This window comes from Streptomyces nanhaiensis (assembly GCF_046614825.1).
Lineage (GTDB): Bacteria > Actinomycetota > Actinomycetes > Streptomycetales > Streptomycetaceae > Streptomyces > Streptomyces radiopugnans.
Map to the genome: position 1 here is coordinate 40843 of NZ_JBKJFM010000013.1, position 22782 is coordinate 63624.

14 protein-coding genes and 1 pseudogene are annotated in these 22782 nt (G+C 72.5%); 5 read left to right on the forward strand and 10 right to left on the reverse strand.

All coding sequences use genetic code 11. The features are described from left to right. The first annotated feature begins 32 nt into the window (after positions 1-32). From ACLIYP_RS06285 to ACLIYP_RS06300, 4 genes are all read left to right on the forward strand, one after another. Positions 33-1238, forward strand: a complete 1206-nt coding sequence (locus ACLIYP_RS06285) for an ROK family transcriptional regulator (protein WP_093654589.1) — start codon at positions 33-35, stop codon at positions 1236-1238. A gap of 479 nt (positions 1239-1717) precedes the next feature. After that, positions 1718-4456: a pyruvate, phosphate dikinase gene (ppdK, locus tag ACLIYP_RS06290; protein ID WP_412712151.1), complete on the forward strand. Its 2739-nt coding sequence runs from the start codon at positions 1718-1720 to the stop codon at positions 4454-4456. 339 nt (positions 4457-4795) lie between these two features. After that, the gene (locus ACLIYP_RS06295; RefSeq protein ID WP_412712152.1) at positions 4796-7600 is read left to right on the forward strand and encodes a glycosyl hydrolase; all 2805 of its coding nucleotides are present in this window, start codon (positions 4796-4798) and stop codon (positions 7598-7600) included. A gap of 163 nt (positions 7601-7763) precedes the next feature. Continuing rightward, positions 7764-8312, forward strand: a complete 549-nt coding sequence (locus tag ACLIYP_RS06300; protein WP_412712153.1) for a hypothetical protein — start codon at positions 7764-7766, stop codon at positions 8310-8312. 70 nt (positions 8313-8382) lie between these two features. Here ACLIYP_RS06300 and ACLIYP_RS06305 read toward each other — a convergent pair whose 3' ends face one another. From ACLIYP_RS06305 to ACLIYP_RS06335, 7 genes are all read right to left on the reverse strand, one after another. Beyond that, on the reverse strand, positions 8383-9573 hold the full coding sequence (locus ACLIYP_RS06305) for an alkaline phosphatase PhoX (protein WP_412712154.1): 1191 nt from the start codon (positions 9571-9573) through the stop codon (positions 8383-8385). A 219-nt stretch (positions 9574-9792) separates the two neighbouring features. After that, a complete protein-coding gene (locus ACLIYP_RS06310; protein ID WP_412712155.1) occupies positions 9793-10710 on the reverse strand; it encodes an oxidoreductase in 918 nt (305 codons plus the stop codon). Between the two features lie 169 nt (positions 10711-10879). Continuing rightward, positions 10880-13147 (reverse strand): beta-xylosidase/alpha-l-arabinosidase, encoded by a 2268-nt coding sequence (locus tag ACLIYP_RS06315; protein WP_412712156.1) that lies wholly within the window; start codon positions 13145-13147, stop codon positions 10880-10882. A 60-nt stretch (positions 13148-13207) separates the two neighbouring features. Further along, on the reverse strand, positions 13208-14128 hold the full coding sequence (locus ACLIYP_RS06320) for a carbohydrate ABC transporter permease (protein WP_177213831.1): 921 nt from the start codon (positions 14126-14128) through the stop codon (positions 13208-13210). Beyond that, complete coding sequence (locus tag ACLIYP_RS06325) at positions 14125-15033, reverse strand: carbohydrate ABC transporter permease (protein ID WP_412712157.1); 909 nt, start codon at positions 15031-15033, stop codon at positions 14125-14127. Before ACLIYP_RS06325 ends, ACLIYP_RS06320 begins: the two co-directional genes overlap by 4 nt. Continuing rightward, the gene (locus ACLIYP_RS06330; RefSeq protein WP_412712161.1) at positions 15030-16286 is read right to left on the reverse strand and encodes an ABC transporter substrate-binding protein; all 1257 of its coding nucleotides are present in this window, start codon (positions 16284-16286) and stop codon (positions 15030-15032) included. The genes ACLIYP_RS06325 and ACLIYP_RS06330 overlap by 4 nt, the downstream gene beginning before the upstream one ends. Before the next feature lie 238 nt (positions 16287-16524). After that, the gene (locus ACLIYP_RS06335) at positions 16525-17544 is read right to left on the reverse strand and encodes a LacI family DNA-binding transcriptional regulator (protein WP_412712162.1); all 1020 of its coding nucleotides are present in this window, start codon (positions 17542-17544) and stop codon (positions 16525-16527) included. 190 nt (positions 17545-17734) lie between these two features. On the opposite strand from ACLIYP_RS06335, the gene ACLIYP_RS06340 reads away from it, so the two are divergent. Then, positions 17735-19180, forward strand: a complete 1446-nt coding sequence (locus ACLIYP_RS06340) for an endo-1,4-beta-xylanase (protein WP_412712158.1) — start codon at positions 17735-17737, stop codon at positions 19178-19180. A gap of 192 nt (positions 19181-19372) precedes the next feature. Here the strand turns inward: ACLIYP_RS06340 and nirD are convergent, their stop codons facing one another. The 3 genes and pseudogenes from nirD to ACLIYP_RS06355 form a co-directional block, all read right to left on the reverse strand. Beyond that, positions 19373-19819: a nitrite reductase small subunit NirD gene (gene nirD, locus ACLIYP_RS06345; RefSeq protein WP_412712159.1), complete on the reverse strand. Its 447-nt coding sequence runs from the start codon at positions 19817-19819 to the stop codon at positions 19373-19375. Beyond that, positions 19816-22422 (reverse strand): nitrite reductase large subunit NirB, encoded by a 2607-nt coding sequence (nirB, locus tag ACLIYP_RS06350; protein ID WP_412712160.1) that lies wholly within the window; start codon positions 22420-22422, stop codon positions 19816-19818. The genes nirD and nirB overlap by 4 nt, the downstream gene beginning before the upstream one ends. 2 nt (positions 22423-22424) lie before the next feature. Then, positions 22425-22782: pseudogene (locus tag ACLIYP_RS06355) on the reverse strand (NAD(P)/FAD-dependent oxidoreductase); the annotation flags it as partial.

The following is a 22782-nucleotide window of genomic DNA, read 5'->3' on the forward strand; positions in this document are numbered from 1 at the left end:
CGGCGGCCGGGCGGTACGGAGAAGATGACCGTATGACCGGGAACCAATCCAGCGCGGGACATCTGCTGCGACTGGTCCGCAGCGGGCAGGCGACCACCCGCGGCGAGCTCCAGCGTGCCACCGGACTGTCCCGATCCACCGTCGGCCACCGCCTCGACCAGCTCTTCCGGGCGGGCTGGATCCGCGACGGAGCCACCGTGCCGGTGGGCGGCCCGGCGGGCGGACGCCCGTCGAACCGCCTGGAGTTCGACGGCTCGCACGCCGTGGTGCTCGCCGTGGACGTGGAGACCCGGCACGGGCTGGCCGCCGCGCTGGACCTCAACGGCCGGGTGCTGGCCGAGCACACCGGGGCCCTGAACATCGAGGACGGCCCGGAGAACGTGATCGACCGGGTCACGAGGTGGTTCCCGCCGCTGCTGGAGCGGGCCGGGGCGGCGCCGGAGGACGTCTGCGGCATCGGGGTGTCGGTGCCGGGGCCGGTGGAGTGGGAGTCGGGGCAGGTGGTCCAGCCGCCGATCATGCCGGGCTGGGACCGGTACCCGATCCCGGAGCGGATGCGGCGGGCGTATCTGCGGCACACCGGTGCGGACGGCGAGGGGCCCGTGGTGCTGGTGGAGAACGACGCCAACCTCATGGCGTACGCCGAGCAGCGCACCGGCTGGCGCGACTGCGGCGCATTCCTGCTGGTCAAGGTCTCCACCGGCATCGGCGCCGGGCTCGTGGTGGACGGCGAGATGTACCGCGGCATCGACGGCGGCGCGGGGGACATCGGGCACATCAGGCTGCACGACCGGCCCGACGCGCTGTGCATGTGCGGCTCGTACGGCTGCCTGGCGGCGGTCGCCAGCGGCCGGGCGCTGGCGGCGCGGCTGACCGGCTCCGGCATCCCGGCCGCGTCCGGCACCGGGGTGCGCGAGCTGCTGGCGGCCGGGCAACCCGACGCGGTGCGGCTGGCCCGGGACGCCGGGCGCCGGGTGGGAGAGGTGCTGGTCACCGTCGTCACCGTGCTCAATCCCGGAGTGCTGATGATCGCGGGCGACCTGGCCGGCGCCCCGTTCGTCACCGGGGTGCGCGAGCTGCTCTACCAGCGGGCGATGCCCCGCAGCACCGCTCATCTGACCGTGGTCACCTCCCGGCTGGGGGAGCGGGCGGGTCTGGTGGGGGCGGGGGCGATGGTCGTGGAGCACCTGTACGCACCGGAGCGGGCCGATGCCCGGCTGGCCGCCATGGGGCTGTGAGGCGGGGGCGCCGAAGGGGGCCGGCGGGGGCCGGTGGGGCCGTCTAGGGGGCGCTCATTCGAGCGGCGTAGCTCCCGTATGTGTCCAATGGCTGAGATGTTGGGCCCGTCAAGAGGGTGATGCTCGCCACTCTGATAGAGGGCGCGCTCATATGAGCGCTTAATGCGGCCCTGTACTTCTCAAAGGGTGGCACTCGGTGCCACCCCTCTTCCGTTCACCCGCCCGTCTCCGTCATCACTCAGAGTCGTGAATGCGGCCCCGGTCGCCACCCAACGCATCGATGGATTCGAATGGTGAACGACCGGGTTCGCGGCACTTGAATCATCCTTTACTTTCGATCCGTCGGCGGATGAGCGGTTACGCCCCCATGGACTAATGGTGGCCGTACTCGAAATCCTTCGATCTGGGTACGCTCCCCGCCGTCAGGGCAGCCTTCCCCCGGCCTCCGCCGAGGGGATCCAGCGAGGAGCGCGATTCTCTTGCCGGAAAACCAAGAGCCTCACGTAACCCAGAAGTTCGTCTACGACTTCACCGAGGGCAACAAGGACCTCAAGGACCTCCTCGGCGGCAAGGGAGCCAACCTCGCCGAGATGACCAACCTCGGTCTCCCGGTCCCTCCCGGGTTCACCATCACCACCGAGGCGTGCAAGGTCTACCTCGCCTCCGGCTCCGAGCCGCCGGCCCTCCGCGACGAGGTGAGCACCCACCTCGAGGCCCTCGAGGAGAAGATGGGCAAGAAGCTCGGCCAGGCGGACGACCCCCTGCTGGTGTCCGTCCGCTCCGGAGCCAAGTTCTCCATGCCGGGGATGATGGACACCGTCCTGAACATCGGCCTGTCCGACGCCTCCGTGGCCGGACTCGCCGCCCAGTCCGGGGATGAACGTTTCGCCTGGGACTCCTACCGGCGCCTCGTCCAGATGTTCGGCAAGACCGTCCTCGGCATCGACGGCGATCTGTTCGAGGAGGCGCTGGAGGAGGCCAAGCGGGCCCGGAACGCGTCCACCGACGTCGACCTGGACGCCGGCGACCTCAAGAGCCTCGTCGAGGAGTTCAAGGGCATCGTCTCGGAGCAGACCGGCCGCGACTTCCCGCAGGACCCGCGCGAGCAGATGGACCTCGCCATCCGCGCGGTCTTCGACTCCTGGAACGGCGAGCGCGCCAAGCTCTACCGCCGCCAGGAGCGCATACCGCACGACCTGGGCACGGCCGTCAACGTCTGCTCGATGGTCTTCGGCAACCTCGGTCCCGACTCCGGCACCGGCGTCGCCTTCACCCGCGACCCCGCCGGCGGCCAGCAGGGCGTCTACGGCGACTACCTCGCCAACGCCCAGGGCGAGGACGTCGTCGCCGGCATCCGCAACACCGTGCCGCTGGCCGAGCTGGAGACGATCGACAAGAAGTCCTACGACCAGCTCATGCAGATCATGGAGACCCTGGAGAACCACTACAGGGACCTGTGCGACATCGAGTTCACCATCGAGCGCGGCAAGCTGTGGATGCTGCAGACCCGGGTGGGCAAGCGCACCGCCGCCGCCGCGTTCCGCATCGCCACCCAGCTCGTCGACCAGGGCCTGATCGACGAGACCGAGGCGCTGCGCCGCGTCAACGGCGCCCAGCTCGCCCAGCTGATGTTCCCGCGCTTCGACGAGGGGCGGATCGGTGACGGCGCGGCCGAGCGGATCGGCCGGGGCATCGCCGCCTCGCCCGGCGCCGCCGTCGGAGCGGCCGTCTTCGACTCCGCCACCGCCGTGGCCCGCGCCCGTGCCGGCGAGAAGGTCATCCTGGTGCGCCGCGAGACCAACCCCGACGACCTCGACGGCATGATCGCCGCGGAGGGCATCCTCACCTCCCGCGGCGGCAAGACCTCGCACGCCGCCGTCGTCGCCCGCGGCATGGGCAAGACCTGTGTGTGCGGCGCCGAGGAGCTCCAGGTCGACCTCAAGCGGCGCCGCCTGACCGCCCCGGGCGGCCTGGTCGTCGCCGAGGGCGACGTCATCTCCATCGACGGCTCCACCGGCAGCGTCTACCGCGGCGAGGTGCCCGTCGTGCCCTCCCCGGTCGTGGAGTACTTCGAGGGCCGCATCCGGCCCGACGAGCAGGCCGACGAACTGGTCCGGGCCGTGCACCGGATCATGACCCTGGCCGACGGCGAGCGCCGCCTGCGGGTGCGGGCCAACGCCGACAACGCCGAGGACGCCGCCCGCGCCCGCCGCTTCGGCGCCCAGGGCATCGGCCTGTGCCGCACCGAGCACATGTTCCTCGGCGAGCGCCGCGAACTGGTCGAGCGCCTGGTCCTGGCCGAGACGGAGGAGGAGTGCGAGGCCGCGCTGGCCGCGCTGCTGCCGCTGCAGAAGGGCGACTTCGTCGAGCTGCTGACGGCCATGGACGGCCTGCCGGTGACGGTACGGCTGCTGGACCCGCCCCTCCACGAGTTCCTGCCCGACCTCACCGAGCTGTCGGTGCGGGTCGCGCTCGCGGAGGCCCGCGGCGAGACCGACGAGGACGACCAGCGTCTGCTGCAGGCCGTCCGGCGGCTGCACGAGCAGAACCCGATGCTGGGCCTGCGCGGCGTGCGCCTGGGCCTGGTCATACCCGGTCTGTTCACCATGCAGGTGCGGGCCATCGCCGAGGCCGCCGCCGAGCGGGCCGCCGCCGGCGGCGACCCCCGCGCGGAGATCATGATTCCGCTGGTGGGCACCGTCCAGGAGCTGGAGTGCGTCCGCGAGGAGGCCGAGAAGGTCATCGCCGAGATCGAGCAGGCCCGCGGCGTGGACCTGAAGCTGCTGATCGGCACCATGATCGAGCTGCCGCGTGCGGCGGTGACGGCCGGTCAGATCGCCGAGTGCGCCGACTTCTTCTCCTTCGGCACCAACGACCTGACCCAGACCGTGTGGGGCTTCAGCCGGGACGACGTGGAGGCGAGCTTCTTCACCGCCTACCTGGAGAAGGGAATCTTCGGGGTCTCGCCGTTCGAGACCATCGACAAGGACGGCGTCGGCGCGCTGGTGCGAGGCGCGGTCGAGGCCGGACGGGCCGCCCGTCCCGACCTCAAGCTGGGCGTGTGCGGAGAGCACGGCGGTGACCCGGAGTCGGTCCACTTCTTCCACGGGATCGGCCTGGACTACGTCTCCTGCTCCCCGTTCCGCATCCCCGTCGCACGCCTGGAGGCGGGCCGCGCGGCGGCCATGGAGAGCGGGGAGGGCAGCGACAGCCGCTGACCCGCGGCCGGGGAACGACCGAGGACCACCTGACACCGGGACCGTCCCGCCGACCGACCCTCACCGGCGGGAACGGCGGTCCCGGCACCCGAAGGAAGGGCGGCGCCTGTGCGGAGGCGCCGCCCTTCCGCGTCCGTGCCACGGGCCGGCCGCCGGGTCCGGGGCGGCGGGCCCGGTGGACGTACCGGGGTCAAAGGCGTCAACTCCTGAACGCTCGAAGGCTTTTCAAGATTGTTTCTGTCGAACATCTTGACGCTCGGTCAGGGTGAAACCTACGTTGCCGGAATCTGAGAGCGCTCTCAGACCTCCCCCACGCACACCCCCCTCAGGAGCCGTTTCATGAGATTCCGCAGACGTCCCGCCGCGCTGCTGGCGGCGGTGGCGGCCTCGGCGGCCGTCGCCACCGGCCTCGGCGTCGTCGGGACGGGCAGCGCCGCGGCCGCCACCGTTCCCGTCGGCCAGGGCGGCTACAGCGACACCCGCCCCGCCGGGGCCGCCGGGCCGGAGAACAACGCCGGGGCGCCGGTGAAGCCCAAGGTCACCGCGGAAGCCGCCGGAAAGCCGGTGCCCACCAACGACTGGTGGTCCTCCCTGGCCTTCCAGCGCTACCCCGACAACCCGTACTCCGAGAACATGTACGGCCACCCCCTGACCTACCGTGCCGTCTCCGGCGGCCTGGAGGTCGGCTACCCCGCCTCGCACGCCGTCGTGGGCGAGGGCCGCCAGTACGAGTTCACGCACAAGCGCGACCTGACCCTCGGCCTGGCCGGCCTCGACTCGCCCGACGCCCGCGCCGACTCCTGGAGCGACTGGACCGTCACCCCCCGCTGGTCCGACGGCTCCCGCACCCTGCGCGCCACCATCGGGCACGGCCTGCCCTACGTGTACGCCCAGGGCACCGGCGGCGCCGCGCGGATCTCCGCCGCGAGCACCCCGACCGTCTTCGCCGACGACGGCAACGTGCTCGGCGTGACCATCGGCGGCCGGCACTACGCGCTGTTCGCCCCCTCCGGCAGCGACTGGACCGTCTCCGGCACCGACATCCGCGCCGACCTGGGCTCCAAGGACTACTTCTCACTGGCCGTCCTGCCGGGCACCGACGCGCTGGCCACCTTCCGCAAGTACGCCTTCAGCTTCGTCACCGGCTCCAAGGTGGCCTGGGACTACGACGAGGCCGCCGGCCGGATGAAGGCCACCTACACCCTGACCACGACGGCCAAGGAGGGCGACGAGACCGGCACCCTCCAGGCCCTCTACCGCCACCAGTGGCTGCACACCTCCGACGCCCTGACCGGCTGGACCTACGCCTCGCCGCGCGGTGAGATGAAGGTCCGCGAGGGCGCCTCCTTCACCACCTCCCAGAAGGTCACCGGCGTCCTGCCCGGCCTGCCCGTTCCGGGCGCCGTGGACAAGGCCAGGCTGACGGGGTACCTCAAGCAGGTCGCCGACGCCGCCGACCCGTTCGAGGGCGCCACCGACACCTACTGGACGGGCAAGCAGCTCGGCAAGCTCGCCCAACTGGTGCCGATCGCCGACCAGATCGGCGAGACGGGCGTCCGCGACAAGCTGCTCGGCCTGATCAAGGGCCGGCTCCAGGAGTGGTTCACTCCGGGCGGGGCCTCGGAGTTCTCCTACGACCGCGACTGGCGCACCCTCATCGGCTACCCCGCCTCCTACGGCAGCGACAAGGAGCTCAACGACCACCACTTCCACTACTCGTACTACGTGATGGCCGCGGCGATCGTGGCCCAGTACGACCGGGCCTGGGCGGCGGACTCCGCCTGGGGCGGGATGGTGAAGACCCTGGTGAGGGACGCCGCCAACCCCAGCCGCACCGACGAGCTGTTCCCCTTCCTGCGAGGCTTCGACGTCTACGCCGGGCACAGCTGGGCCGCCGGGCACGCCGGCTTCGCCGCGGGCAACAACCAGGAGTCGTCCTCGGAGTCGGTCAACCTCAGCGCCGGCCTGGTCCTGTGGGGCGCGGCCACCGGTGACGACTCCCTGCGGGACCTGGGCGTCTACCTGCTGACCACCGAGTCCGAGGCCATCGCCCAGTACTGGTTCGACGCCGACCAGAAGGTCTACCCCGAGAACTTCGGCCACGACGTGGTCGGCATGGTCTGGGGCAGCGGCGGCGCCTACTCCACCTGGTGGACGGCCAACCCCGAGGAGATCCACGGCATCAACGTCCTCCCCGTGACCGGCGGTTCGCTCCACCTGGCCCGGAACAAGGACGCCATCCGGCGCAGCATCGCCGAGATGGAGAAGGCCAACGGCGGCCCGGCCGTCGAGTGGCGCGACATCTTCTGGGAGTTCCAGGCGCTGGCCGACCCCGCCAAGGGCAAGGCCGCCTGGGACGCCCAGAACAGCGGCTACGAGCCGGAGGCGGGCGAGAGCAGGGCCCACACCTACCACTGGGTCACCACCCTGGACGCGATCGGCGCCCCCGACACCTCCGTCACCGCCGACAGCCCGACCGCCGCGGTCTTCACCAAGAACGGCACCCGCACCTACGTCGCCCACAACCACTCCGGCTCCGCGGCGACCGTGACGTTCTCCGACGGCGGGAAGCTGAGCGTCCCGGCCCGTTCCACGGCCACCGGCACCGGCACGGCGAACCCCACGGACCCGGGCGAGCCCGGCGGCCCGCAGGACCCGCCCGCCACCGGCGACACCTTCCACCTGCGCTCCGGCGGGACGCTGAGCACCGCGCAGGCCACCACCGCCTCGACCGACACCATCGCCTCGGCGGGCGGCGCCAACCGCGACGGCACTCCCTACCGGCCGCTGGTGTACGAGGTCAGGAACGTCAACGGCTCCTACGAGTCCGGCGGCGCCACCGGCTTCAACCTGAAGGTGGACGCCGGCACGGCCGTCGGGCTCGGCCAGCAGGCGCGGGTGTCGTACGACCTGACCGGCGACGGCACCTTCGACCGGGTGGAGACCTACCGCTACTTCGCCACCGACCCGGTGGACGGCTGGGAGGAGTACGACGCCTCCCGCGCCGGGCTGAAGTCGGCCTCGGGCCGCCTGGGCGACCTGAAGGGCGGAACGATCCGCGTCGAGGTCTGGAGCGCGATCGGCAACGCCCCGGCCAAGCTCCGGGTCGGCTCCGGCTCGGTCCTCACCGTCCCCTTCGGGTGACCGGTCCCGCCGTGCGCGCGCCCCGCCACCCCGGGCGCGCGCACGGCGGTACGGGTGCGCACACGGCGGCCCCGGCGGCATGGCGTACGGTCGGAGCGTGGCCCCGGTCCGGGCGACTCCCGGGGTCGGCAGAACAGTTGGCCGCCTGATCGGAGACCACACCGTGCGTACCCGCCGTATCCGCCGTGCCCGCGCCGCCGCGCTCGCCGTCCCCCTCGCGTTACTGCTGCCGTCGTGTTCCGCAGGCGCGGACCGGGAGGCGGACGGCGGCCCCTCGCCCTCCCGGTCCGCGGTCACGGAGACGACGGCCGGGCCCGCCTCCGAGGAACTGCGGAACATCGCCTCCGCATCGGCGGAGGCCGAGGAGTCCGCGGCCTTCTCGCCGCCGGACCCGAGCCCGGGCCCCGAGGCGGTCCGCGACGCCTTCGCCGGGCTCCAGGCCACCTTGAACGACTCCTGCGACACCCCGGGGAACTGCGAGTACCTGCTCAACCGGGTCGTCGACGAACTCGAACGACTCGACGCGGCGATGAAGGCCGACAGCAAGGGCCCCGGCCACTTCACCGAGCCGATCGAGTGGATCGCGGCGATGCGGGAGCGGATCGGGGAGGACCGCTCCTACGAGCACCTCGAGTCCCACCAGGACCTGATCTTCGGCACCCGCGGCCGGATCAACGTCTGGATGCAGGACCACCCGGACGACTACCGCTGACGCGTCCGCCGCCGCACCTGCCGGGCGCGGTGGGGCCGCACGGCGTGCCCCGCCGCGCCCGGGGCCGGGTTCAGGAGCGGAACGGGCCGCGCACCTCGTAGGTGATGCCGCCCGAGCCGCTGCCGCTGGTGCCGCGCTGGCTGGAGAAGTACAGCCGGGAGCCGTCGGGGGAGAAGGCAGGGCCGGTGATCTCCGAGGAGGACTGGCCGTCGATCCGCAGGAAGGGCGCGACCACGTCGTCCGGTGTGATGACGCAGATCTCCATGTTGCCCCCGTCCTCGGCGACGAAGAGGTCGCCGGAGGCCGAACCGGTGACGTTGTCGACGCCCGTCAGCGGGGCGGTGCCGGAGACCAGGGAGTCGTCGTAGGCCAGCGCGATCGTGTTGTTCGCCGCGTCGAGCCGCCACACCCGGCCGTCGCCCTTGGTGGTGAACCAGCAGGTGCCGTCCGCGTAGTGGCAGCCCTCGCCGCCGTTGAAGTGCTTGGCGGCGGAGACCTGGTGGCGGGTGGCGGTGGAGGCGGCCGACGGGTCCGGGACGCGGGCCCAGCCTATGGAGCCGGAGGTGCCCGAGCCGCCCGTCATCACCTCCAGCGTCCCCGAGGACAGGTCGCCCCAGGTGGTGGGGCGGAAGCGGTAGAGGCAGCCGTCGGAGACGTCCTCGGTCAGGTAGACCACCTTGCGGACCGGGTCGGCCGCCGCCGCCTCGTGCTTGAAGCGGCCCATGGCGTCCCGGCGCACGGCGGGCTTCACGCCCCACGGGTCGGTCTCGTAGACGTAGCCGCGGTCGACCTCCTCGCACGACAGCCAGGTGTTCCACGGGGTCTTGCCGCCCGCGCAGTTCTGCCGGGTGCCGGACAGGACGCGGTGGGCGCCGGTGATGTTCCCGGAGGAGTCGAAGCGCACGGCGCCCGCGCCGCCGCCGGGGTTGATCTCGGAGTTGGAGACGTAGATCCAGCCTCCCCCATAGCCCTGAGCGGACATGGGGGTACCCCCGTCGTCGGCGTAGCAGGCGCCGCCGTCGGGGGCGTTGTGCCAGGTGTAGGAGGTGCCGGGCACCTTCTGCCCGGAGCGGGCGATCACCCGGCTGGTGAAGCCCTGGGGCAGCCGGATGCCGTTGGCGTCGGCCGGGCGCAGGGCCCCGTAGGGCCCGGCGCCGGGCTGGGCGGGCGCGGCGTGGGCGGCGCCGCGCCACAGGGAGCCGCCGAAGGCGGCCACCGAACCGGTGAGTACGGCCCCGCGCAGGAAGTCACGACGTTCCACGTTCACTCCACCGAAGTCGTCTGGCCCCGCGGCCGGTCGGGCGCGGGGTCGAACGACCTGGAACGGTAGGGAGCCTGCTTTGACAGGACATGAACAACCGGCCGCGCCGGGCGGCCGGTTGCCCCAACACCGGTCGTCACAGCGGTCGTCACGCCGGCCGCCTGCCGGTCGCCGCGGCCGGGACGGGAGTGCGGCCGGACTCCCGGCCCGGCGCGCGGCTCAGCGCGCGGCGAAGTCGTAGCGCACGCCGGTGAGCCGTTCGGAGTTCTCCCACAGCCGCGCGGAGGCGGCGTCGTCGCGGGTGCGGCGGGCGCGCGGGGAGGGGCCGGGCGTGCCGCGCATGCCCAGCACGCGCGGGCCGGTGAAGGAGTCCGGGCGCACACCGGGGGCGGTGGCGGCGTACAGGGTGGGGGCCGCGCCCAGTTCCGGGGAGGAGGCGACCAGCCGGTTGAGCAGGTGCGCCCCGCGTTCCAGGGCGCGGTTGCCGGCCAGCCGCGGGCCCCTGCCCTGGAGCTCGGTCGCCGACCAGCCGGGGTGGGCGGCGGCGGCCACCAGGCGGTGCTCGATGGTGCGGCGGGCCAGTTCGTGGGTGAACAGCAGGTTCGCGCTCTTGGAGCGGGCGTAGGCCGTCCACGGGTTGTACCTGGCGCCGCTCGCCGGGTCGTGCTGATCGACGTCCGACAGCAGGTGCATCAGGCTGGAGACGGTGACCACCCGGGCGGCGGGGGCGGCCAGCAGCCGCTCCAGCAGCAGTCCGGTCAGCGCGAAGTGGCCCAGGTGGTTCACGCCGAACTGCGTCTCGAAGCCGTCGGCGGTCCTGGAGAACGGGATCGCCATCAGCCCCGCGTTGTTGACCAGCAGGTCCAGCCGGTCGAAGGGGAGCGCGTCGGCGAAGGAGCGCACCGACGCCAGATCGGCCAGGTCCAGCACCCGCACCTCGGCCCGTGCCTCCGGAGCCCCGGCCCGCAGCCGTTCCAGGGCCGCCTCCCCGCGCGTCCGGTCGCGGCAGGCGAGCACCACCTGCGCGCCGCACCGGGCCAGTTCGCGCGCGGTCACGTAGCCCAGGCCGCTGTTGGCGCCGGTCACCACGGCCGTGCGTCCGTCCAGGCGGGGGATGTCCCGTACCGTCCAGCCCATCTGCCACAGCTCCTCGCCTCGGCGCCCGCCCGTTCCCACGGTGACGGCGCGATCGTCTCCTTCGCGCGGCACAGCGTAGGCCGGACGGGACGCCGAGGCGAGGAAGGCGGCGCCCGCCGGGGGGCGGGGCGGGCGCCGGCTCGAAGGGCCCCGGCTGGAAGGGCCCGTGTCAGGGCTGCAGGACGTGGACCTCCGTCCCGCAGGTCATCCGGCGGTCGAAGCCGACGGTGCGCTCCGGCCCGGTCAGGGTCAGCGGCACGGTGTGGCGCACGTCGGCGCTGGACGCGGCCAGCCGCAGCTCCACCGCTCCGGGCTCGACGACCCGCTGCCCGGGCCGCACGGTGTACGAGGCCAGGTCGGCGTGGAAGTCGAAGACGACCTCGGCCGCCTGCCCCGGCTCCAGCGCCACCCGGGCGTAGCCGACGAGCTGGACGACCGGCCGGGCGACGCGCGCCACGGGGTCGTGCAGATAGAGCTGGACGACCTCGGTGCCGGCCCGCTCACCGGTGTTGCGCACGGTGACGCGGATCTCGGCGGAGCCGTCGGTCGGCAGCGTGCCGGCGCCGGCGCCCGCGGCCTCCCACTCGAAGGAGGTGTACGACAGGCCGTGCCCGAAGGGGTACAGCGGCGTCGGGTCGATGTTGCTGGCGTCGCCCTTGAGGCCCAGCGGCGGCACGAGGTAGGTCCACGGCTGGCCGCCGGTGCCGCGCGGCACGCTGACCGGGAGCCGGCCGGAGGGGTTGACCCGCCCGGTGAGGACCCCGGCGACCGCCGGCCCGCCCTCCTCGCCGGGGAAGAACGCCTGGACGACGGCGGCCAGCCGGCCCTCCCACCGGCCGAGCGCGTACGGGCGGCCGGTGAGCAGCACCAGCACCACGGGCTTGTCGGTGCTCTCCAGCAGGGCGTCCAGGAACGCCGCCTGGCCGTCGGGGAGCGTGAGGTCCGCGGCGTCGCAGCCCTCGCCGGAGGTGCCGCGGCCGAAGAGGCCGGAGCGGTCGCCGAGCGCCGCGATAACGATGTCGGCGTCGGCGGGGGAGTCGGTGAGCACCGCTCCGGGCAGTTCGGCGCCCAGGGCGTCCAGCAGCGTGGGGATCTCCACGCCGACGGGCAGCTCGGGGTGCTCGACGCCCACGTGCCGGGGGAAGGTGTAGCAGCCCAGCATGGCGGCCCGCTCCTCCGCGTACGGGCCGACCACCGCGATGCGGGCGGTGGGGTGCACGGGGAGCACTCCGCCGGAGTTGTCCAGCAGGACGACCGACTCCTCGGCCACGCGCCGGGCCAGCGCCCGCATCGCGGGCGGGTCCAGGTCCACGGCGCCGCCGGAGGCGGCGGGCGGGGCGGCCGACCAGTCGGGGTCCAGCAGGCCCAGCTCGCACTTCTGCCGCAGCACCCGCAGCGCCGCGCGGTCCACCAGCTCCTCGGGCACCTCGCCGGAGCGGACCGCCTTCAGCAGCGGCTCGCCGTAGCAGCGCAGGCCCGGCAGCTCCACGTCCACGCCCGCGGCCAGCGCCAGGGCCGCGGCGCGGGCGGGGGAGTCGGCGACGTGGTGGGCCAGCTCCAGGAAGGAGACGCCGAAGTAGTCGGAGACCACCGTGCCGGCAAAGCCCCACTCCTCGCGCAGCAGGTCGGTGAGGAGCTCGGTGTGGGCGGCGGCCGGGACGCCGTCGAGGTCGTTGTAGGCGTGCATGACCGAGCGGGCCCCGCCCTCGCGCAGGGCCATCTCGAACGGCGGCAGGATCACGTCGGCCAGCTCGCGCGGGCCGATCGAGACGGGGCCGTGGTTGCGGGCGCCGCGGGAGGCGGAGTAGCCCGCGAAGTGCTTGAGGGTGGAGACGATCCCGGTGGACTCCAGGCCCGCCACGTAGGCGGTGGCCAGCGTCGCCACCAGGTAGGGGTCCTCGCCTATGGATTCCTCGGTGCGGCCCCAGCGCGGGTCGCGCACCACGTCCAGGACCGGCGAGAGGCCCTGGTGGATGCCGACCGAGCGCATGGAGTCGCCGATGGCCGCGGCCATCTCGCGCACCAGCGCCGGGTCGAAGGTGGCCCCCCAGGCCAGCGGGGTGGGGAAGATGGTGGCCTGCCAGGCGGTGAAGCCGGTCAGGCACTCCTCGTGGGCCAGGGCGGGGATGCCGAAGCGGTTGGCCGCGGCGACCTTCGTCTGGAAGGCCGCCAGGGCCCGCGCGCCCTCGGCCGGCTCCACGGGGGCGGTGCCGAAGGGGCGGGTGAGCTGGCCCAGGCCGTGGGGCAGCAGGGCGTCCAGGTCGACGGTTTCGGAGACCTCGTGCTGGAGCGGGGCGACGTCCTCGCCGTCGGACTCGGAACCCGGCCAGACGCTGGAGAGCTGTGCGAGCTTCTCCTCCAGGGTCATCCGGGACAGCAGATCGGCGGCGCGCTCCTCGACGGGTCGGGAGGTGTCCTGCCAGGGATGGTGATGCATGAGGCTCCTTGTGCGGCGTCGGCGTGTCCGGCGCGCGTCCCGTGGGACGGGGCGCGCGGATCAGCGTCCGCCGACTCCCATGAGGCCGTTGATGAGCTGACGGCGGGCGAAGAGGTACACGACGAAGATCGGCACGATCGACAGCACGACCGCGGCGAGCAGTGCGGGGATGTCCACCCGGAACTGGCCGACGTAGTCGTAGAGGCCGAGGGTGAGGACCCGGCTCTCGCGCGACTGGGTGAGGATCAGGGGGAAGAGGAAGTTGTTCCAGGCCTGGAGCGCCGCGTAGACGCCGACGGTGGAGATGCCTCCCCGGGAGAGGGGCACGACGAGCTGGAGCAGGACGCGGGTCTGGCTCGCGCCCTCCAGCGCCATCGACTCGTACATCTCCTCCTCGATGTCCCGCATGGTGCCGGCCAGGATCAGCACGCAGACGGGCAGGCAGAAGGCCGCGGTCGGCAGGATGATCGCCAGCAGGCTGTCGTAGAGGTTCAGCTGGGTGATCAGCAGGTAGATCGGGATGATCACCGCCTGCGCGGGGATGGCCAGGCCCAGCAGGAAGAACTGGAAGATCCGCTGGGAGGTGCGGCTGAGGGTGCGCACCACGGTGTAGCCGACGCACACCGACAGGACCACGACGATGGCCGCGGTGGCGACCGTGACGATCGCGGTGTTGAGCAGGTAGACGAGGAAGTCGCTCTCCAGCACCGTGCGGTAGTTGTCGAGCGTGAGGTCGCCCGGCAGGCTCAGCGCGCCCTCGTCGAAGTAGGAGTCGCGGTCCCGCAGCGTGGTGAGGACCAGGACGTACAGCGGCAGGCCGACGATGACCAGCCAGACGACGGAGGCGACGCCCGCCGGGATGTTCCACTTGCGGACGCGGCGCAGCCTGCCGCGCAGGCCCCGGTCGTTGCGGGCCTGGGGCTCGCCGGCCCGTTCGGCGGCGGGGGAGGGCCGGTGCTCCGGCCGGACGGCGGTCTTCACATCCCCTCCCGGGTGCTGCGCATCTTGCTGAAGCCGGTCGCCCGGACCATCAGCAGGGAGATGGCGGTGGCGACGATCACCAGGGTGGTGGCGATGGCGCTGGCGTAGCCCATGTCGTACGCCTGGAAGCCGGTCTCGTACATCAGGTAGGGCACGATCGTGGTGTCCGTTCCCGGTCCGCCCTCGGTCAGGATGAGGACGGTGTCGAAGAAGGTCAGCGCGCCGACGACCATCAGCACCGAGGAGGTGACGATGGTGTTGCGCAGCTGCGGCAGGGTGATGGAGAAGAACTGCCGCACGGTGCTCGCCCCGTCGATGGAGGCGGCCTCGTAGAACGACTTGGGGATCTGCCGGGCGCCGCCCTGGTAGAGCAGGGTGTGGAACGGGATGAACTGCCAGGCGGCGACGAAGGCCACGGCGGCGAAGGCGCCGTCGCCGGTGCCGAGCAGATTGCCGTCCTCGATCCCCAGCCACGGGCCGATGTCGGCGATCAGGCCGAAGTTGGGGTCCAGCAGCGACTTCCACAGCAGCGCCAGCGCCACGGAGGAGGCCAGCAGCGGCAGGAAGAAGATCGCGCTGAGGACGGCCCGGTTCCGCTGCCGGCCGGCCGACCACACGCCCAGAAGCAGGGCGACGGGCGTCTGGATCAGCCAGCTGACGCCGGTGAGCAGGACGCTCAGCCAGATGGCCTGCCGCATGGTGGGGTCCTCGAACAGGCGCTCCCAGTTGCCGGTGCCGCTGACCGAGGGGAAGTCGCCGAGGCCGTCCCAGCTGGTGAAGGAGAGATAGCCGACGAGCACCATGGGGCCGACGGCGAACAGGACGAAGAACAACACGCCGGGGACCGCCCAGGCAATGCCCGGGCGGCCCACGCGCGGCGACGCGGTCGGTACTGCTTGCTTCACTTGAGGGCCTTCATGGCGTCGACGAACTCTTCGGGGCTGAGCTGCTTGTTGAAGAGCTTCTGGATGTTGGTGAGCATCGGCGAGGCCTGCTGCGCGGGCAGCGCCTGGTCCCAGGAGAGGGTGAAGTTCGGGGCGTCGCGCACCAGGTCGTACTGGAAGAGGGCGTAGTCGGGGGCGGGGTGCTTGGTGAGCATGTCCTCCGAACCGGAGGTGGTGGGCACGTCGCCGTTGTCCACCAGGGCCTCGGCGTACCAGTCCTCGGCGGCGGTCTTGACGAACTCCAGGGCCGCCTCGCGCTCGGCGCCCTTCAGCTTGGAGCTGACCGACCAGAAGTTGGTGGGGTTGCCCACCACGTTCTTGGGGTCGCCCTTGCCGTCGGGGAGGGCGGGGAAGGTGGTCCAGCCCAGGCCCTTCTCGGCGAACTCCTTCTGGTTGGCCTGCTGGTTGGAGTACTCCCAGCTGCCCATCAGGTGCATGGCCGCCTTGCCCTTGGCGAAGAGCGTGGAGGCGCCGTCGGCGGTGTAGTTGACCGAGGCGTAGTTCTTGCCGAACGCCCCGCGGTCCACCAGGTCGCGGATGGTCTCGGCGGTCTTCAGCACGGCCGGGTCGCCCCAGGCCGAGGAGTCGCCGTCCTGGATGCGCTGGAAGACCTCGGCGCCGCCTGTGCGGTCCAGCAGGTACTCGACCCACATCAGCTCGGTCCAGGCGTCGGTGCCGGCGAGCGCGAAGGGGGTGACGCCATCCTTCTTGAAGGTGTCGACCAGGTCCAGCAGGTCGTCCCAGGACTCGGGCGGCTGGGCGCCGGCCTTCTCGAAGACGTCCTTGTTGTAGAAGAGGACCACCGGCTGCATGCCCCGCATCGGGACGCCGTAGATCTTGTCGTTCACCTTGCCCGCGTTGAGGATCGAGGGCAGGAACGCGTCCTTGAGCTTCTCGTCCTTCTGGATCTCGGGGGTCAGGTCGACCAGCATGTCCTTCTCGACGAAGTTGCTGATGCTGCCGCCGCCCCAGTTGAAGAAGACGTCGGGCGCGTTGGGCGTGCCCATCGCGCTGCGCATCTTGTCCTGGTAGCCCTCGCCGGGCACCTCGACGAGCTTGGCCTTGACGTCGGAGGTCTTGTTGAACCGCTCGACCGCCTCGCGCTGCACCTTGGTCGAGGCATCCTGGTAGACCCACACCTCCAGGGTTCCGCCGGCCTTCTCCTCGCCGGGCCCGCCGCTGCCGCAGGCGGTGAGCACGGAGGCGGCCAGCACCGCCGCCGTCAGCGTGGCGGCGTGGCGCCGCCCGAATCCCTTGCGGCCTCTCACGGCCGAGCCCTGCACTGCTGTTCGCATCGCATACCTTCCGGAAGGACTCCGAAAATTATCGGTAGTGGTGGTGGGAAAGTACGTACGCGTTTCAGCCGTGTCAACAGGTCTGACAAAAAACGGGACCTCTGGCCCGGCAGCGTGATGCGCCCGTTATACGGAGTTGTCCGGTCCGCTGCCGGGATCAGTTCCGCAGCGGTGCCGTACTGGCACGAACGACCAGCTCAGTGGCGAGTTCCACGCGCGGGGAGTCGATCTCCTCACCTCTGGCCTGACGCAGTACGGTGCGGGCCGCGACCTTGCCCATCTCCACCAGCGGCTGGCGCACCGTCGTCAGCGGCGGAGCGGACCAGCGGACTTCCGGAAGGTCGTCGAACCCGACGATGCTGACGTCCTCCGGCACCCGCATCCCGCGCCGCCGCAGCGCCTCGATCGCGCCCAGCGCCATCTGGTCGCTGGCCGCGAACAGGGCGGTGGGCGGCTCGTCCAGGTCCATCAGCCGGTTGCAGCCGGTGAAACCGGACTCGTGGTAGAAGTCGCCCGGCACCATCAGCCGGTCGTCCACTCCGACGCCCGCGGCCTCCAGCGCGGCGCGGTAGCCGTCCAGCCGGGCGCGGCTGCACAGCAGTCTCGGCGGCCCGGCGATGAAGCCGATGCGGCGGTGGCCCAGCTCCAGCAGGTGCTCGGTGGCGGACATGCCGCCGGCCCAGTTGGTGGCGCCCACCGTCGGGGCGTCCAGGGCCGGGGAGCCGGAGGGGTCCACCACCACCAGCGGCACGCCGAGGCGGTGCAGCTCCTCGTGGAGGACCGGCTCCAGGACCGAGGTCACCAGGATCACGCCCCCCGAGGCGCGGGCCCGCAGGTTGCGCATCCACTGCCGGGCCGAGCCCGCGCGGTCGTGGATCGCCGAGACCACCGTGCCGAAGCCCACCTCGTGCGTGGTCTCCTCCACGCCGCGGATGATCTCCACCGCCCAGGGGCTGTCGAGATCGTTGAAGACCAGGTCGATCAGGGCCGGCCGGTCGCCGGAGGAGGCCGTGCGGCGGCGGTAGCCGTACTGCCGCAGCAGCTCCTCGACCCTGGCCCGGGTCGCGGGCGCGACGTCCGAGCGCCCGTTGACCACCCGCGAGACCGTGGGGACCGAGACCCCCGCCTCCTGGGCGATCGCCGTGATCGTGACCTTCTGCTCCACCTTGGGTGCCATCCTCTGCTCCGCGACTTTGCCGGCCGCGGCGACCGCGCCGTCCGTCATGCCGTCTCCCATGCTCTCTCCTCCACACGCGCACACCGTTGACGGGCGTTCCCATCGGCTCTACCGTTCCCGGCGCACCCTCGAAACCTTCCAACAGTCTTCCGGAAAGAGTTCCGGGGCGTCGAGAGAGGGACACCCCAGCATGAGGCAGCACCGTGTACGCACCGTACGTCGTTTAGCCCGGGCGGCCGTAGCCGCCTCCGCCGCGGCCGCGGCCCTGACCTTCGGGTTCAGTGCCCCGAGCCAGGCGGCCGACCCCTCCCTGCGCGAAGTCGCCGAGTCCACCGGCCGCTTCATCGGCACGGCCGTCAACGACGGCCTGCTGAGCAACGGGACCTACAGCGACATCGTCAGCACCGAGTTCGACAGCGTCACCGCCGAGAACGCCATGAAGTGGGACGCGGTCGAACCCCAGCGCGGCCAGTTCAACTGGGCCGGGGGCGACCGACTGGTCCAGTTCGCCCAGGCCAACGACCAGCTCGTCTACGGCCACACCCTGGTCTGGCACAGCCAGATGCCGGGCTGGCTGCAGAACGGGTCGTTCTCCAACAGCGAGCTGCGCACCATCGTGACCGACCACGTCACCACCCAGGTCAGCCGCTACAAGGGCAAGGTCCAGCGCTGGGACGTGGTCAACGAGGTGTTCAACGAGGACGGCTCGCTCCGGCAGAGCAAGTTCTACCAGCAGCTCGGCGCGTCCTACATCGCGGACTCCTTCCGGGCCGCCCGCGCCGCGGACCCGGACGCCAAGCTGTTCATCAACGACTACAACACCGAGACGGCCAACGCCAAGAGCGACGGCCTGTACCGGCTGGTCAGGGACCTGAAGGCACAGGGCGTGCCGATCGACGGCGTCGGCTTCCAGAACCACCTCATCGTCGGCCAGGTCAACGGCCAGGCGATCCGGCAGAACCTCCAGCGCTTCGCCGACCTGGGTCTCGAGGTCGCGGTCACCGAGCTGGACATCCGGATGCGGATGCCGTCCGACAGCTCCAAGCTCCAGCAGCAGGCCCGCGACTACCGCGCGGTGGCCGACGCCTGCCTGGCGGTCTCCCGGTGCTCCGGCATCACCGTCTGGGGCGTCAGCGACCGGGACTCCTGGGTGCCGGACGTCTTCCAGGGAGAGGGCGCGGCCTGCCCCTGGGACGAGAACTACCGGCCCAAGCCGGCCTACGACGCGCTGCGCGACGCCTTCGTCGCGGCGGGCGGAGGCAACCCCGGTGACCCGGACGACCCGGACGACCCCGACGACCCGGGCGACCCCGAGCCGCCCACCGGCGACTGCTCCGCCGCCTTCACCGTCTCCAACCGCTGGGACACCGGCTCGGTCGTCTCCGTGACCATCCGCACCGGACAGGCCCTGAACGGCTGGCGCGCGCAGTTCGACCTGCCGGCCGGGGTGAACCTGGCCAACGGCTGGAACGGCGCCTTCTCGCAGAGCGGCAGCACCGTCACCGTCTCCAACGCCGCCTACAACGGCACGGTCTCGGCCGGTGGGACGATCTCCTTCGGCTTCCAGACCAGCGGGGGCGCCGCCCAGGACGGCACCCGCGTCAGCCTCGGCGGACAGGAGTGCGCCGCGGGCTGACACCGGCTCCCGTCCGGTGCGCCGGGCCGCCAGGGCAGGGCGGCCGGAGCGCCGGGCGGGGCGGACGGCCCCGGTCGCGGCCCGCCCCACACGGGCCGCGGCCGGGGTCCTTCCGCGGCCCTTTGCCGCTTCGCTCCGTCTCCTGCGGTTTCCCCGCCGTCTCCCGCCGGCCGCCGCCGTCCCGGGTGCTCCTCAGCGCGTGCGGACCGCGTACACCGGCACCGACACCGCGTCGTCGTCCAGACACCGGCCCGTGGCCAGGTCGAAGCGCTGCTTCAGCAGCGGGGAGGCCACGAAGGCCCGGCCGCCCGCCGAGCCCAGCAGCCCGCGCGAGAGCACGTAGGCGCCCGTGAACGGGTCGCGGTTGCCGACGGCGTACGTCCGGCCCGCCCGGTCCCGGAACACGGCGATCTGCCGGCCGTCGGGCAGCAGCGCCGCCACCCCCCGCCCCGGCACCAGGTCGGACAGACCGCACACCGCGGCCCAGCCGCCGTCGGCGCGCACCTCCACCCGCGCCCCGGCCGCCCGTTCCTCCCCGGAGGCGGTGACGGCCGTCGCCGCCGCGGTGGCCGGGGTCGTCGCCGTGGCCGTGGTCCGCGTCGCCACTTCGGTCGCCACTTCTGTCGTCACTGCGGTCATCGGGCAGCGCTCCCTTCGAGAGCATCGAGCGTGCGGACGGGGATGTCGGGGCCGGACAGGAGGGTCAGGTCGGGCCGGACCTGCTCGCGCTCGGCGACGAAGCGCACCGACGGGTCCGGCGCGCCCGGGGCGTTGACGAAGGACACGAACCGCCGCAGCCGCTCGGGGTCGTCCAGCGTCGCGGCCCACTCGTCGCGGTAGTTCGCCACGTGGTCGGCCATCAGGGCCTCCAGCTCCGCGCACAGCCCCAGCGAGTCGTGGACGACCACGTCGCGCACGTGGTCCAGGCCGCCCTCGATCCGCTCCAGCCAGGCGGCCGTGCGCTCCAGCCGGTCGGCGGTGCGGATGTAGAACATCAGGAAGCGGTCGATCAGCCGCACCAGCTCGGCGTCCGACAGGTCCTTGGCCAGCAGGTCGGCGTGGCGCGGGGTCGCGCCGCCGTTGCCGCCCACGTACAGGTTCCAGCCGTTCGCCGTGGCGATCACCCCGAAGTCCTTGCTCCGCGCCTCGGCGCACTCGCGCTGGCACCCGGAGACCGCCGACTTCAGCTTGTGCGGCGCGCGCAGGCCCCGGTAGCGCAGCTCCAGGTCGATGGCCATGCGTACCGAGTCCTGCACCCCGTAGCGGCACCAGGTTTGGCCCACGCACGACTTCACCGTGCGCAGCGCCTTGCCGTAGGCGTGGCCCGACTCGAAGCCGGCGTCCACCAGCCGGGCCCAGATCGCCGGGAGCTGGTCGACGCGGGCGCCGAACAGGTCGATCCGCTGGCCACCGGTGATCTTGGTGTAGAGCCCGAAGTCGCGGGCCACCTCGCCGATCACGATCAGCTTCTCGGGCGTGATCTCACCGCCGGGGATGCGCGGCACGACCGAGTACGAGCCGTTGCGCTGGATGTTGGCCAGGTGGTGGTCGTTGGTGTCCTGGAGCGCCGCCTGCTCGCCGTCCAGGACGTAGCCGCTGGCGCCCAGAGCCGGGGCGAGCGAGGCGATGATCGAGGCGACGGCCGGCTTGCAGATCTCGCAGCCCTCCCCGCCGCGGGCCTCCTGGCGGCCGTGGCCGTCCAGCAGCTCGGCGAAGGTGGACAGCCGCCTGGTGCGGACGATCTCGTACAGCTCGCCGCGGGTGTGGGCGAAGCAGCCGCACAGGCCCTTGTCGACGGTGACGCCGCTCGCCTCCAGCTCGTCGTTGACGAGCGCGGTGAGCACCTTCACACAGCTTCCGCAGCCGGTGCCCGCCTTCGTGCACTTCTTCACCTCGGGCACGGTGGTGCACGCGTGCTCGGTGACGGCCGCGCGGACGGTGCCCTTGGTGACGTTGTGGCAGCTGCACACCACCGCCTCGTCCGGCAGCGCGGACGGGCCCAGCGCCGCCGGCGCCCCGGTCCCGGCCGGCAGGACGAGCTGCTCGGGAGCCACCGGCGGGACGCTGCCGGTCAGCGGGCGCAGCATGCCGTACGCCTCGGCGTCGCCGACCAGCACGCCGCCCAGCAGGGTGCCGTCGGCGGCGACCACCAGCTTCTTGTAGACCCCGGCGCGCGAGTCGGAGTAGACGACGTCCAGACAGCCCTCGGCCCTTCCGTGCGCGTCGCCGAACGAGGCGACGTCCACGCCCAGCAGCTTGAGCTTGGTGGAGGTGTCGGCGCCGGTGAAGGAAGCCCGTGCGCCGCCGGCGATCGTCTCGGCCGCGACCCGCGCCATCTCGTAGCCGGGCGCCACCAGGCCGTACACCATGCCGTCCGCGGCCCTCGCGCACTCGCCGATCGCGTACACGGCCTCGTCGGCGGTGCGGCAGCGCTCGTCGACGACGATGCCGCCGCGCTCGCCGACCGGCAGGCCGCAGTCGCGGGCCAGTTCGTCGCGGGGGCGCACGCCCGCGGAGAAGACCACCATGTCGGTGGCGATCACCGAGCCGTCCGAGAGCGTCATCGCGGTGACGGCGCCGTCGTCGCCGGTGGCGATCTCCTGGCCGCCCACGCCCGTGTGGACGGTCAGGCCCATCTCCTCGACGGTGCGGCGCAGGGCGGCGCCGCCGCCCTCGTCGACCTGGAGGGCCATCAGACGCGGGTTGAACTCCACGACGTGGGTCTCAAGGCCCAGGCCGCTGAGGGCGCCGGCCGCCTCCAGGCCCAGCAGGCCGCCGCCGACGACCGTGCCCACCCGGCTCCTTCCCGCGTACTCCTCGATGGCGAGCAGGTCCTCCACCGTGCGGTAGACGAAGCAGCCGGTGCCGCCGCTCCCCGGCACGGGCGGCACGAACGGGTAGGAGCCGGTGGCCAGCACCAGCGTGTCGTAGCCGATCTCCAGCCCGGCGCGCGAGGTCACCGTGCGCGCCGCGCGGTCGACGGCGACCGCCGGGTCGCCCAGGTGCAGCTCGATGCCGTGCCGCTCCATGAAGCCCTCGTCCACCATGGACAGCTCCTCGGGGGAGCGGCCGGAGAAGTACGAGGTGAGCTGCACGCGGTCGTACGCGGGCCGCGGCTCCTCGCACAGCACGACCACCCGGGCCCGCTCGGTCACCTTCCGGCTCGCGAGCTCCTCCAGGAACCGCTGGCCGACCATCCCGTGCCCGACGAGCACGATCGTGGGGCGTGGCGTCCTTGGCATGTCTACAGGCCTCCATCGTTGGTGAGCAGGTGGAGCAGCGGTGCGGAGGGCAGCGGCTCGTCGCCCTCCCAGGCGCGGGCGAGGGCGCCGACGGTGCCGAGGTCGCCCAGGAGGATGCCGCCCACCAGCCGGTCGCCGCGGACGACGACCTTGCGGTAGACGCTGCGGGTGGCGTCGGCGAGGCGGACGACGTCGTCGCCCGCGCGGGGCACGGTCTCGCCGAACGCGGCGAGGTCCAGCGCGCTCCCGGGCCCGGAGGGCGGCGGGGCCAGCGTCAGCCGGGTCAGCGCCCGGGTGCCGGTGTACGCACCGCCCGGCGTGCCGCTCTCCGTGCCGCCTTCCGGGCCGTCCACCGCGCGG